This window comes from Devosia sp. YIM 151766, from assembly GCF_030285925.1.
Taxonomy (GTDB): domain Bacteria; phylum Pseudomonadota; class Alphaproteobacteria; order Rhizobiales; family Devosiaceae; genus Devosia.
This window is the reverse complement of the sequence record NZ_CP127251.1, coordinates 335,807-349,383: the sequence shown is the minus strand read 5'-3', so window position 1 is coordinate 349,383 and position 13,577 is coordinate 335,807. Positions and strand designations below refer to the sequence as shown.

At 64.5% G+C, this 13,577-nt stretch carries 11 protein-coding genes; 9 read left to right on the top strand and 2 right to left on the bottom strand.

Going from position 1 to position 13,577, the window contains the following annotated elements; genetic code table 11:
• Window positions 1-390: 390 nt before the first annotated feature.
• Together O9Z70_RS01660 and O9Z70_RS01655 are read right to left on the bottom strand one after the other, a co-directional pair.
• Window positions 391-1,701, bottom strand: a complete 1,311-nt coding sequence (locus O9Z70_RS01660) for a sensor histidine kinase (protein ID WP_286020771.1) — start codon at window positions 1,699-1,701, stop codon at window positions 391-393.
• Window positions 1,702-1,947: 246 nt separating this feature from the next.
• A complete protein-coding gene (locus O9Z70_RS01655) occupies window positions 1,948-3,189 on the bottom strand; it encodes an aminopeptidase (RefSeq protein WP_286020770.1) in 1,242 nt (413 codons plus the stop codon).
• A gap of 400 nt (window positions 3,190-3,589) precedes the next feature.
• Here O9Z70_RS01655 and O9Z70_RS01650 point away from each other — a divergent pair, with 400 nt between their 5' ends.
• The 9 genes from O9Z70_RS01650 to hisD all read left to right on the top strand — a co-directional run bounded on the left by O9Z70_RS01650 (window position 3,590) and on the right by hisD (window position 13,576).
• On the top strand, window positions 3,590-4,834 hold the full coding sequence (locus tag O9Z70_RS01650; protein WP_286020769.1) for an ABC transporter substrate-binding protein: 1,245 nt from the start codon (window positions 3,590-3,592) through the stop codon (window positions 4,832-4,834).
• A 47-nt stretch (window positions 4,835-4,881) separates the two neighbouring features.
• Window positions 4,882-5,103 (top strand): hypothetical protein, encoded by a 222-nt coding sequence (locus O9Z70_RS01645; RefSeq protein ID WP_286020768.1) that lies wholly within the window; start codon window positions 4,882-4,884, stop codon window positions 5,101-5,103.
• Complete coding sequence (locus O9Z70_RS01640) at window positions 5,100-6,476, top strand: amidase (RefSeq protein WP_286020767.1); 1,377 nt, start codon at window positions 5,100-5,102, stop codon at window positions 6,474-6,476. Before O9Z70_RS01645 ends, O9Z70_RS01640 begins: the two co-directional genes overlap by 4 nt.
• Window positions 6,473-7,513, top strand: a complete 1,041-nt coding sequence (locus O9Z70_RS01635) for a nuclear transport factor 2 family protein (protein WP_286020766.1) — start codon at window positions 6,473-6,475, stop codon at window positions 7,511-7,513. Before O9Z70_RS01640 ends, O9Z70_RS01635 begins: the two co-directional genes overlap by 4 nt.
• A 121-nt stretch (window positions 7,514-7,634) precedes the next feature.
• Window positions 7,635-8,666, top strand: a complete 1,032-nt coding sequence (locus O9Z70_RS01630; protein WP_286020765.1) for a carbohydrate ABC transporter permease — start codon at window positions 7,635-7,637, stop codon at window positions 8,664-8,666.
• Between the two features lie 2 nt (window positions 8,667-8,668).
• On the top strand, window positions 8,669-9,553 hold the full coding sequence (locus O9Z70_RS01625) for a carbohydrate ABC transporter permease (RefSeq protein WP_286020764.1): 885 nt from the start codon (window positions 8,669-8,671) through the stop codon (window positions 9,551-9,553).
• Between the two features lie 4 nt (window positions 9,554-9,557).
• A complete protein-coding gene (locus O9Z70_RS01620; protein ID WP_286020763.1) occupies window positions 9,558-10,616 on the top strand; it encodes an ABC transporter ATP-binding protein in 1,059 nt (352 codons plus the stop codon).
• A gap of 23 nt (window positions 10,617-10,639) precedes the next feature.
• A complete protein-coding gene (locus O9Z70_RS01615; protein ID WP_286022057.1) occupies window positions 10,640-12,163 on the top strand; it encodes an amidase in 1,524 nt (507 codons plus the stop codon).
• A gap of 84 nt (window positions 12,164-12,247) precedes the next feature.
• Window positions 12,248-13,576 carry a histidinol dehydrogenase gene (gene hisD / locus O9Z70_RS01610; protein ID WP_286020762.1) on the top strand — a complete coding sequence of 443 codons (1,329 nt, stop codon included), beginning with the start codon at window positions 12,248-12,250 and terminating at the stop codon, window positions 13,574-13,576.
• Window position 13,577 lies beyond the last annotated feature (1 nt).

Below are 13,577 nucleotides of genomic sequence, written 5' to 3'. Positions count from 1 at the left end.
CGCCCTTCGGTGGCAGCTTGCTTCGGCGACAGGATTCGGCGGTTCCTGCCTCCCCTCCCCCTCACGGGAACGCTATCGCATATGGACTGAGAAGCAGGTGATTGTCGCAAAATCACCGCTCGTCACCCTCGCGCTCGACGCGAGGGTTCTTTGTTTGTGGGTTCTGCCCAAGAGCCCTCGGGTCACGCCCGAGGGTGACGATCCGAGAAGGAGGCGCCATCGAAGCCATATGCGATAGCCCTGCTCTCAAGGGGAGGGGGCTAAGGGCCTCACGTCCCGAGATAACTTGGCTCGAAGTGTCCAATGTAAAAACGGAACCCTCGCGTCAATCGCGAGGGTGACGAGTGGGAGGGATGCCCGGATGTAAAGCACCTGGCGAGGATGAAACCGCTAGGGCAGCAGCACGTCGACGTGCAGACCTTCGCCGGGGGCGGATTTGATCGTTACCTGGCCGCGATGGCGCTGGATGATGTGCTTGACGATGGCCAGGCCCAGGCCGGTGCCCTTCTGCTTGCGGCTGGCCTCGGCATCGATGCGGTAGAAGCGCTCGGTCAGGCGCGGCACGTGTTCGGGCTCGACGCCGGGACCGTGATCGACGACGCTGACCTGGTGGCGCAGGCCGGGACGCTCGGTCGGGCCGAGGATGACCTCGACGCTCTTGCCGGGGGCGCCGTATTTGATGGCATTGTCGATGAGGTTCTCGAACACCGCGTAAAGCTGGCCACGATCGCCGCCGACCATGACCGGATGGTCCGGTAGTTTGAGGATGACGTCGAGTTCGGCGGCGCGGGCCTGAATCTGCAAACCCTCGCGAACCTCGCGCAACAGCGCCGCAAGGTCCACCGAACCGGTGGGGCGCACATGCTGGTGCATTTCGATGCGCGACAGGCTGAGCAGATCGTCGATCAGCCGGCTCATGCGGTCGGCCTGGCTGCGCATGATGAGGAGGAATTTCTCTCGCGCAGCTCCGTCCTTGGCCGCCGGCCCCAGCAGCGTGTCGATAAAGCCCATGAGCGACGCCAGCGGCGTGCGCAATTCATGGCTGGCATTGGCGATGAAATCGGCGCGCATGGCATCGACGCGCTTGAGCTCGGTCAGGCTCTGGAAGGTCACCAGCAAGTGCCGGTTCTCGTCCGCCAGCCAATCGGTTCCCGGCTGGTGAAGCGGCGCCACCACGACCTTGTCCCAGGTCTCGGCGGGCAGGGTTTCGTGCAATTCGAAGCGGCGGGGCTCGCCGGAGCGCACCGCGCCTTCCACGGCGGCAATCAATTCAGGATTGCGCAGCACTAGGGTCATCACCCTGCCCGGCTGCAGGTTGGGATATTGCTGCGCGCCCGGCGCGTTGCGGTAGAGCACGGTGCCGCGCCGGTCGAGCACGAAACAGGGATCGGCCAGCGCTTCGGCAAAGGCGGAAACCACGCTGCTCCCCGGTTCGGCGGCCGGCAATGGCGAAACCTCGCCCGGCTGGGGGACAGCTGCCCTCGGCAGGGGCAGAACGGCCAGCAAGGCGATGATGACCGCCAGGCCGAGAAGGGCCAGATCGGGCCGTAGATTGCCCAGCAGCACGAAGCCGAGAATGACCCCGGCAAACCCGGCCAGCAGCGGGCCCTGAACGAGCAGCCGCGCCAGAACATTTCGCCTCAGGCCGGGAATATGGGAGGGATGGAGGTTGTCCTTGTCGGGCGGTCGCTTCACTGGCATGGCCCTGCCTTAGGCGCAGGAACCGGTCTTCTATCATGAGCGACATGACAGTGGAGCGACAGTGCGACCGACCCAGGTGACAGATTTGACATGCACGATCCCCGACGGCCCGCCGCCAGCAAGGCGGTCCCCGACCGGGGCTAGCCTGGTGGCGACGGAGGCGACGGGGCGATTATGACATGCCGATCCATGGGCTGTAAAAGGCGGCGTTGCGAGGGCAGGTTTCCCCGCCCTCCCCTTGAAGCGTCAAAACGCCCATTCGCCCTTTCGCATGACCGGCTCGGTGGTGCCGTCGGCGTGAACGCCGTCGATATCCACCTGGTCGGAGCCGATCATCCAGTCGATATGGATGAGGCTCTTATTTCCGCCCTGGGCGACAATCTGCTCGGCGCTCAAATCCTTGCCGTTTTCGAAGCAATCGGCATAGCACTGGCCCATGGCGATGTGACACGAGGCATTTTCGTCATAGAGCGTGTTGTAGAACAGGATGCCCGAGGCCGAAATCGGCGAGGAATGGGGCACGAGGGCCACTTCGCCCAGGCGCCGCGCGCCTTCATCGGTATCCAGCACCTTGTTGAACACGTCCTGGCCCTTGCTCGCCTTGAGCTCGACCATGCGACCCTCTTCGAAGCGGGCCTGGATATTCTCGATCAGCGTGCCGTTATGCGATAGCGGCTTGGTGGCCGAGACCGTGCCCTCGACGCGCAGGCGATGCGGGGTAGTGAATACTTCCTCGGTGGGAATGTTGGGATTGCAGGTGACGCCGTTCTTGGCTTCCGAGGCGCCGCCTTTCCAGCGATGGCCATCGGCCAGGCCGATGGTCAGGTCGGTGCCGGGGCCCTTATATTTCAGCGCCGAGAAATTCTTGCCGTTGAGCCAGGTCCAGCGGGCCTTGAGATTGGCATTATGCGCCTTCCAGGCGGCGATGGGGTCGTCCTGATCGACGCGCGAGGCGGCGAAAATGGCGTCGGCCAGCTTGCCGATGGCCACGTCTTCGGGATCGTCGGGAAAGACCAGCTTGGCCCAATTGGGCGTAGGATAGGAAACGATGTTCCAATTGATGTCGAAGCCGGTGATCAGTTCCAGCGCCGGGCGGTAGGCGGCGGAATTGGCGCGGTTGGCACGGGACACCTTGTCGGGATCCTGCTCGGCCAGCATCATCGGATTGTCGCCGGAAATGGCCAGGCGCGCGGCATTGTTCTTATAGGCGTCGGCCATGCCGGAATAGAGCCAGCCGGCGGCGCGGTCGAAGCTGAAATCCTTGGCGTGGCGGAAGCGGGCCAGCGTGGTTTCCTCATCCGAATAGATGGTGGTCACCAGACCCGCGCCGGCCTTGTAGGCGTGTTCGGTGATGCGGCGCACCAGCGGCGCGGCGCTCATCGGGGCGGTGATGACCAGATCCTGGCCCTCGGCCAATTGCAGACCGACCTTGATGGCAACCTCGCCGAGCTTGTCGAGCTTGACCGGATCGATGGGGGAATTGCTCATGGGGCAAGACCTTCTTGTTCTTGAATCAATCGGCCGGAGCCTATCCCCCCATGCGCCGCCGCGCCACCCGCCCGATGGGTAAAATGCCCCGTCCAGGCAGCCGGCTCGGGCACTGGGTACGTGACAATCGCGCGATGGCAGCTGATCGAGGCCTGCTCCAACGTCAGGAGCTGACGACGCGGAGCGCCCGCGAAGGCTTGGGAAAGCCGGTCTGCATACGAATGCAAAAGGTGTTGCATTCGTATGCAAGTATGCTTACCAATTGTGTGGTGCGGCAGACAAATGGCGGGGAGGGGCGGTTGAGAAAATGGCCCGGACCTGCCGCGGGAGCGTAAACGACAACAGGGAATGATCGGCGTGCCGGTCCTAGGAGCGCGCCGTTCACCGTCAGGAGAACGAAATGAAGCTATTGTTTAAGACCACAGTGTCGGTCGGCATCCTGTGCCTCACCGCCGGCGCCGCCATGGCCGCCTGCGAAATCGAGGGCGCCGGGTCGGTCCGCATCCTGTCCAACGACTTCGACGTCCTCAAGGTCGTTGCGGACGGCGCCAAGGAATGCGCCTCGGACAAGGTGACAGTGACCTCCAACCTGACCACCGAGCACAAGAATCTCCAAGTGCCGGCCCTGTCGATCAACCCGGCCGAATATACCGTCGCGGTGGTGGCCAATGGCTCGATCGCCCCGCTGCTGGCCGCCGACCTGATCCGCCCGCTCGACGATTTGATCGCCAAATACGGCCAGGACCTGTTGCCGACGCAATTGATCAAGGTCGACGGCCAAACCGTGGCCGTGGCGTTTTCCGGTAATTCGCAGCACCTGTTCTACCGCAAGGATATCCTCGACGAGGCCGGCGTCGCCGTGCCCAGCAGTTATGAGGACGTGCTCGCGGCCGCCGAAATCATCAAGGAAAAGGGTATTCTCGACTATCCGCTGGCCGCTGCCAACAAGCCGGGCTGGGATCTGGGCGCTGAATTCGTCAACATGTATCTGGGCACTGGCGCCGAATTCTTCGAGCCCGGCTCGGCCAAGCTGGCCATCGGCGGCGAAGACGGCATCAAGACGCTGGAGATGATGAAGGCGCTGACCGCCTATATGCCGCCCGACTACATGACCTACGATGCCGACGAGATGAAGGCCGCCTATCTGGCCGGCAGGGTCGCCATGATGGATGGCTGGGGCTCCTATTCCAATTCGGTGATCGGCGCCGAGAGCCCCGATCAGGACATCGCGGCCAATACCGTCCTGGCCGCGGCCCCGACCTTCAATGGCGGCGACATCCCGGCGGCGGCCTTGTGGTGGGACGGCTTTTCCATCGCCAAGAACATCTCGGATGAAGACGCGGAAACCTCGTTCCAGGCGATGGCCTATGCCATTCGCCCGGATATCGCGACGACGCATCCCGATGTCGCGCCCTGGCTGCTCAAGGGCTACGAGCCGGGCCCGTCGGCTGCCGGCGTGATCGCCACGGCCAGCGCCGGAGCCCGCCCCTATCCGATGCTGCCCTATATGGGCCTGCTTCACACCGCGCTCAGCGATGAGATCGGCGATTATCTGCAGGGCTCGAAGACCGCCGAGCAGACGTTGAACGACATCAATGCAGCCTATAATGCGGCAGCCCAGCAGGGCGGCTTCATTACACAGTAAGCCGGCCGGGCGGGATCATGGGGCCCGCCCGCCATTCTTGCACCCCGATGCCGTCTCCCTCGCCTTCCGGCCCGCCTCCCGGCGATGAGCAGATAATATCGCTGCTCGCGGCGAGCGGGATCGTGCCGCCGCCGGACGATCTGCCCCTGGTCATCGCACTGGCCCGTTTCATGCTGGCGCAGGCCGCGGCGATTGCCGGACCATTGCCCTATCCCCTCGAGCCCGTTGCCGCCCCCCTCGCCGCCACAAGGCGGGAGGTCGAGCCGTGACCGCCCCCGATATCGCGGCGCTGGGCCGGGACATCCGCGCCGGCAGGATTTCGGCCCGGGCATTGACCGAAGAGGCGCTCGGGCGGATCGCCGACGACGACCGCCTCAACGCCTTCATCACGACAACGGCCGACCGCGCCCGCGTTGCGGCCGAACAGGCGGACCGGGACTTGCAGGACGGTCGCGATCGCGGCCCGCTGTATGGCATCCCCTTCGCCGTCAAAGAGCTGTTCGATATCGAGGGGATCGCCACCACGGGCCAGTCGCGATTGCCGGCGCAGCCCGCCCTGGCGGATGCACATGCCGTGGCCAGGCTGCAACGCGGCGGCGCTATCCTGGTCGGCAAGACGGCGACTTATGAATTGGCGATCGAGCCGCGTCCCGGCCTTGACGGCCCCTACCCTCCAGCCCGCAATCCGCACGATCTCGAGCGTACGACGGGCGGATCGTCCTCCGGCTCGGCAGCAGCGGTGGCGGGGGGACTGGTCCGCCTGGCGCTGGGAACCGATACCGGCGGGTCGATCCGCGCGCCGGCCGCCTATTGTGGCATTGTCGGGCTCAAGCCGACCTATGGCCGGGTCTCACGGCGCGGCGTCCTGCCGCTGAGCTTCTCGCTCGATCATGTCGGTCCGATGGCGTCCTGCATCGGCGATGCCGCCATCGGCCTCGACGTCATGGCCGGGTTTGATCCCGCCGATCCGACCAGCGCAGATGCCGGCCCGCCCAATTGCGCGGCGGCCCTGGGGCAGGATTGCGCAGGAATGAAGCTGGCCTATGCCCGGTCATTCCATGCCGGGAGCGGCGATCGAGAAATTGGCGCTGCCCTCGATCGCGCCGCCGAGGCGTTCGCGCGACTGGGCGTGGTGGTCGAGGAGGTCGACCTGCCGGACCCGAAACTGTTCGATGCCGCCGCTACGGTGATCATCCAGGCGGAAGCCTTCGCCATCCATCGGGAGGCACTCATTCGCCGACCCGCCGCCTTCGGACGGCTCGCCTATGCCCACCTTGCCGCCGGCGCGGTGCTTTCCGGCGGCGATCTGGTGCAGGCCCTGCGGATGAGGACGGCGCTGGCGCACCAGCTTCAGCAGAGCGTCCTCAGCCGCTTCGACGCGATGCTGACCGCCAGCGTATTGGGTGGCGCGCCACGGCTGGATGGGTCCTCGGCGCCAAACCAGATGCGGGTTTTTCCGTTCAACCTGACCGGGCATCCGGCCCTGGCCATGCCCATGGGAACCACCCGCGACGGCCTGCCCGCCGGGCTGCAACTGGTCGGCAGGCCATTCGACGAGGCCGGCCTCTGCCGACTGGGCGCGGCCTTCGAGACCCACATTTACCGGCCACGCCTCCCCATTGAAAAAGGCATTTCATCATGACTATCGCTCCCGACCTCGTCGTTGAAAACAAGCGCTTCGTGATGCAAGCCATCGCGTCGATCGCCGGTGGGGGCCTTGCGGGGCTGGAGGACCGCATCGCCGCCGTCTACAGCCCCGACGCCCATTGGCGAGGGTCGCATCCGCTCAATGAGATGCACCGGCCAGCCACCATTGCCGAACGGGTGTGGCGGCCCTTGCTGACCGCCATCCCCGACCTGGAGCGGCGCGACCTTATCGTGGCGGCGGGCCGCTACCAGGAACAGGACCTGGTCGCCACGATGGGGCATTATGCTGGCGTTTTCCGCGAGGACTGGCTCGGCATTCCGGCCACCGGCAGGACGGTCTTCCTGCGCGCCGGCGAAGTGCACCGGGTCGAGAATGGCCGCATCGTCCAAAGCAGCGTGCTGTTCGACCTTCTCGACCTCATGCGGCAAGCCGGCTTCTGGCCGATTGCGCCCAGCCTCGGGCGCGAATTGCAATGGCCATCCCCTATCGGCCCGGGAGCGATCTGTCTCGACCCGGTGGATGCGGGGATCGGCGCGGCGTCGCTGGCGCAGACCCTTGCCATGCATGGCGGTATTCACGGCTATCGGCATGACGCCGAAAATCCGCGCCGCAGCTATCTGGCCAGCAGCCAGAAGCAGTTCTGGCACGAGAAGTTCATGTGGTACGGCCCGGCCGGCATCGGCACGGCGCGCGGCTGGCAGAATTATGTCGACTACCACGCCGTGCCCTGGATATCGGCCTTTCCGGACCGCCATGGAGTGGGCCATTATGTGCGGCTCGGCGACGGTCCGGTCTCGGTGACCGGCGGCTGGCCAAGTGTCGAGGCCACGCATCTGGGCGGCAGCATCTTTGGCATGGCGCCGACCGGCAAGGTGGTCACGGTGCGCGTCATGGACTTCTACTATCACCATGAGGGCATCATCCGGGAAAACTGGGTGCCGATGGATATTCCCAACCTGCTATTGCAGATGGGCGTGGACGTTTTCGCGCGCATGCAGAGCTTCTTCAGGCGCGGACGCTTCCCCGAATAGTCCCGCCCTTCCAAGCCCTTGCCCGACAAAGACGGGCCGTGCGCAGTTGGTACTTTACCGCTTTGCATTCGTATGCAAAAATGCATCCGCCGATCCCCGAGGCAGCGAACGAGGTCTATTCGTGCGTCATAGAACGTTCTTCTGGTTTATCCTGCCTTCAGCGCTGCTGATGCTGCTGTTCATCGCCCTGCCGGTGATTTCGGTGATCACCCAATCCCTGTTCGTTGAACATGACCGCGTGCTGGTGACGGTTGAATCGTGCGGGCCGTTCGGCTGCACCACGGCCTCGCATGTCGACGCGGCTGCCAGCGCGGAGCTGAAGGCGCGCGAACCTCTCGGCAAGTTCAATGGCCTGGGAACCTATTTCAATCGCGCGCATCTCGCGACGGCCGAGGTCGCGGCCATCTTCGCCGACAATAACGGCTTCGGCGACATCGTCTCGCGGCTCTATTCACTGCCGCTATATCGGGCCCTGGCTTTCACGCTGACCTATACTTTCGTGGTGACGCCGATCGCCATGCTGCTCGGTTTCCTGATCGCGCTCGGCGTCAACAATCTACCGCGGGCCATGAAGGGGCCGGCCATCTTCTTCTCGCTTCTGCCCATGATGATCACGCCGCTCATCGGTTCGCTGATCCTCTATTGGATGACCAATGCGTCCGGCATTATCGGGGCGAACCTGCAACGCCTTTTCAACGATCCCAATCTCTATCTCCAGGCCTCGGCGCCGCTGACCTGGATCATGCTACTGATCTATGGCGTGTGGACCAATGCGCCCTTTTCCTTCGTCGTCTTCTATGCCGGCCTGCAAACGGTGCCGCAGGATACGCTGGAATCGGCGATGGTCGACGGCGCCAATCGCTGGGAGCGCATCCGCTACGTGGTGATGCCGGCGCTGCTGCCGCTGGCGACCTTTATCGCGCTCGTACAGCTGATGGATAATTTCCGCGTGTTCGAGCCGATCGTCGGCTTCAACGCGCAGGCCAATGCCTCCTCGCTCAGCTCCTCCATCTACCAGGACCTGGTCGGGGGCGACACGCAATTGTTCGGCTCCGCCTCGGCGACCTCGGTGCTGACCATCATTGGCGTCGTCATCCTGCTATTGCCGGTGCTGCGCAGCACCTGGCGCGAATTCAACCACAAGAGGGCATGAGCATGAGCGCGACCACGCAGCAGCAGAGCTCGGTCCTGCTCAGGACCGTTTCCCTCGCCTTCATCCTGCTCTGGCTCTTCGCCGCGGCCTTTCCGTTTCTCTGGACCGTATGGGGGTCGTTCAAGGTCGAAGCGGACTTCTTCTCCCGGCTGAGCTGGTGGAATGCCGTCACCGGGCCGGCCACCGAGGCGCAGACCGGATCGCAGTTCACCGGCGCCGGCTATCACGGCGCCTGGGTCATCAACGAGTTCTGGCGCGCCGCCGGCAATACCATCATCGTCACCGTCTGCGTCGTCGTCATTTCGCTGACCTTCGGCACGCTGGGCGGCTATGCCCTGGCGCGCTCCGGCTTCCGCTATTCGTACTGGATCCTGATCGCGGCGCTGATCTTCCGCGCCATGCCGCATATCACCCTGGTTTCGGGATATCTGCTGCCGTTCTTCCAGCTCAATATCTGGGGGCACCTGCCGACGGCCATCATCGTGCTGGTCGCCATCAACCAGCCTTTCACCTTGTGGATGCTGCATTCGTTCTTCCTGTCGATTCCCAAGGATCTGGACGAAAGCGCCATGGTCGACGGCTGCTCCCGCTTCGGGGCATTCCGCCGCGTCATCATTCCGGTGATGTGGCCGGGCGTGGTGACGACGGGCCTGTTCAGCTTCCTTTTGGCCTATAACGACTTCGCGGTGACCGCGATGCTGCTGAGCCAGGACAACCAGACCATGGTTCCCAAGATCCAGAGCTTCATGAGCTCCATCTACCAGGCCGGCAATGTCATGTATGCCGTGGCCGCCGTGGTCTCGGCCACCGTGCCGCTCTTCATCCTCGTCCTGTTCTTCCAACGCCAGATCGTCAGCGGACTGACCGCCGGCGCAGTGAAAGGCTGATAGCATGGCCCAGATCCGTCTCAGGAACGTCTCCAAGCGCTGGAACGGCTTCGTCGGCGTCGACAAGTTCAACCTCGACATCGCCGACCAGGAATTCCTGGTGCTGCTCGGCCCCTCGGGCTGCGGCAAGACCACGACCATGCGCATGATCGCCGGGCTCGAGGACGTCACCGAGGGCGAAATCTGGATCGGCGACCGGCTCGTCAACAAGCTCGAGCCCAAGGACCGCGACATCTCGATGGTGTTCCAGAGCTATGGGCTCTATCCGAACATGACGGTCTACGAAAACATCCGCTTCCCGCTCAAGGTGCGCAAGGTGCCGCAGGAGCAGCATCATGAGCGGGTCATGGCGGCGAGCCGGATGGTGGAGCTCGACGACTTCCTGCAACGCCGGCCGGCGGCCTTGTCCGGCGGTCAGCGGCAGCGCGTGGCCCTGGCCCGCGCCATCGTCCGCGAACCCAATGCCTTCCTGATGGACGAGCCGCTCTCCAATCTCGACGCCAAGCTGCGGGTTTCGACCCGGGCGCAGATCAAGAACCTGCACCACACGCTCAAGCGCACCACCATCTATGTCACGCATGACCAGATCGAGGCCATGACCCTGGCCGACCGCGTCGTGGTGATGAACAAGGGGCTGATCCAGCAGGTCGGCACGCCGATGGAGATTTACGACCGCCCGGCCAATACGTTCGTGGCGAGCTTCATCGGGTCTCCGGCGATGAACCTGGTGCATGGCGACATCCAGGCGGGCGTCTTTACCGGCGGGAATATCCGCGTCGACGGCCTGCCGGCCACGGATAACGGCCCGGTGACGCTGGGTTTCCGTGCCGAAGACGCCGTGCTGGCCGAGAGCAATGGCCATATCGAGGCCCCGATCTATTCGGTGGAGCTTCTCGGCGAAGCCACGATGATCTCGATGCGCGTGGCGGATGAATTGGTATCCATCAAGGTCGGCAAGGATTATCGCGCCGAAATCGGCGACGTCGTGCGCATCAATATCGCCCCTTCCGCCTGTCACCTCTTTGACCGGACCAGCGGCCAGCGTATCGCTACGAGTCAATAATGGCATCGGGAGACGCGGGCTTGGTGCAACATCCGGAGGACGACAAGCGCCTGGCATTCGATGCCGCCGTCGAACGCCATGGCTTGACGCTGTCCGCGGACGAGGCGGAAAGCGTCCGCAAGCTCGCTGAGTGGATGAGCGACGGGCTTTCGGGGCTCGCAGCCGGCCCCGACGCCACGAGCGATGCTATCGCCGATGCGGCTCTGGACCGGTCTTTCTTCGAGCAGGGCCAGATGCTGCGGGACGGCCGGCTGACCTCTCTCGGCCTCGTCGAAGCCTGCCTGCGACGGATCGAAGCGCGGGACCCAACCTATCGCGCGTTCTACAGCATGGACGAGGAAGGCGCGCTGGCGGCCGCCCGGCGGGCCGATGCCGCAATCGCCGCCGGCGGCCATATCGGCCATCTCCACGGCATTCCCATCGGCATCAAGGATCTGATCGACGTTGCCGGCCTGCCGACCACGGCCAATGCGCCGGGACGCAGGACCGCAATCGCGGCGGCCGACGCGCTGGTGGTGGAGCGCCTGCGCCAGGCCGGCGCCATCGTCATCGGCAAGCTCGCGACATATGAATGGGGCACGGTCGGGCCCGACAATCGCGGCGCCTTTCCGCCGGCACGCAATCCCTGGAGCCTCCAGCATATTACCGGCGGCTCCTCGTCCGGCAGCGCCGTCGCCGTGGCCGGCGGCTTGCTGCGCACCACGCTGGGGACCGATACGGGCGGCTCGCTTCGCGGCCCGGCCTTCTATTGCGGCATTGTCGGGCTGAAGCCCACCTATGGCAGTGTGCCGCGCCATGGCATATTGCCCATGTCGGAAAGCATGGACCATGTCGGCCCTATGAGCGCCACGGTGGCCGAGGCCGCCGCCACGCTGGACGTCATCGCCGATCATTCTCCGGAGCGCTCTGCCTCGCGCCTCCTCGGCAGACCGGTCGCCGGCCTGCGCATCGGTTACGCCCGGGCCTGGTTCGCCCATGACAGCCAGACGGCGCCCGCCGTGCTGTCCGCCATGGACGCCGCAATCTCCAGCCTGTCGCTGCTTGGCGCGATCATCGAGGAAGTCGAGCTGCCTGACTATCATGGCATCGAGGTGGCCGCCGCCGCGATCCTGCATAAGGAGAGCTTCGATTATCATGCCGACAGCCTGCGGGACCGGCCGGAGGATTTCGGCCGCCGCGCCTTTCTCAGCCTTGCTGCCGGCGTGGCGGTGACGGATAAGGAGCTTGCGGCCGCGCGCGGGGCAGCGGCGCGCTTCCGCGCCGAGATCGACACGCTGCTGCTGGGGCACGATGCCCTGGTGACGGTCGGCGCCCTGACCCCCGCCCTGCCCGCCGCCCCGTTCGAGAAAGAGGCGGTCTGGACGCCGATGCGCACTATCGGCTTCAATGTAAGCGGCCATCCGGTACTGGCCATGCCCATCGGCTTCGACAATGGCCTGCCCATCGGCATGCAGCTTGTCGGCCGGCATGACGACGAAGCCACAATCGTTCAGATCGGCGACGCTTTCGAACGCGCGACCGACCACGCAGCACCAGCGCCCGACTAAGAAAGACATTCTGGCCATACTCGGCCGTTTACAAACTTGCATACGTATGCAACATAAATACATGATGATTTCGGGAGGCGGCAAATGCCAGTCTGGCTCAAGCGGGGCAAGGATGTCGAGGCGAGGGCGGAGGCCGATCGGCAGGTGCGCGCCATTGTCGAGGGCATTCTGGCCGATATCGAGAAGGGCGGCGACCAGGCCGTGCGCGAATTGTCGCGTAAGTTCGACAATTGGGACCGCAAGGATTTCCGATTAAGCCAGGCGGAAATCGACGATTGCCTGGCGCAATTGACCGACCAGGACCTTCATGACATCGAATTCGCCCAGAGCCAGGTGCGCAATTTCGCCCAGGCGCAGCGCGACACGATGCAGGATCTCGAGATCGAGACGCTGCCGGGGGTGACGCTGGGCCACAAGCACGTGCCGATCAACGCCGTGGGCTGTTACGTGCCCGGCGGGAAATATCCGCTGCTCGCCTCGGCCCATATGTCGGTGATCACCGCCAAGGTGGCCGGATGCGAGCGCGTCATCACTTGCGCTCCACCTTTCGGAGCCAAGCCGGCACCGGCTGTCGTTGCCGCACAGGCGATGGCCGGTGCCGATGAAATCTACGTGCTGGGCGGCGTCCAGGCCATCGGCGCCATGGCCATCGGCACCGAATCCATCGCTCCGGTCGACATGCTGGTGGGCCCCGGCAATGCCTTCGTTGCCGAAGCCAAGCGCCAGCTCTATGGGCGCGTCGGCATCGATCTTTTCGCCGGCCCCACCGAAACGCTAATCATCGCCGACGAGATTGTGGATGGCGAAATCTGCGCCACCGACCTTTTGGGGCAGGCCGAGCACGGCCCTACCAGCCCGGCGATCCTGCTGACCAATTCGGAAAAGCTCGCCCGCGAGACGATGGCGGAGATCGAGCGGCTGTTGACCATCCTGCCAACCGCCGACATCGCCGGCAAAGCCTGGGCCGATTTCGGCGAGGTCATCGTCTGCGACAGCTATGAGGAGATGCTGGCCGAAGCCGACCGCATCGCCTCCGAACATGTGCAGGTCATGACGGACCGCGACCTGTGGTTCCGCGACAACCTGACCAATTACGGCGCGCTGTTCCTGGGGCCGCGCACCAATGTGGCCTATGGCGACAAAGTCATCGGCACCAATCACACCCTCCCCACGATGAAGGCGGCGCGCTATACGGGTGGATTGTGGGTGGGGAAATTCATGAAGACCTGTACCTGGCAGACCGTGACGACCGACGCGGCCTCGACCATGATCGGCGAGTATGGTTCGCGCCTGTCGATGCTCGAAGGCTTTGTCGGCCATGCCGAACAGGCCAATGTGCGGGTGCGCCGCTATGGCGGGCGCAACGTGCCCTATGGCATGGGTGCGACGCCCCGCACGGAGGCGGCGGAATAGC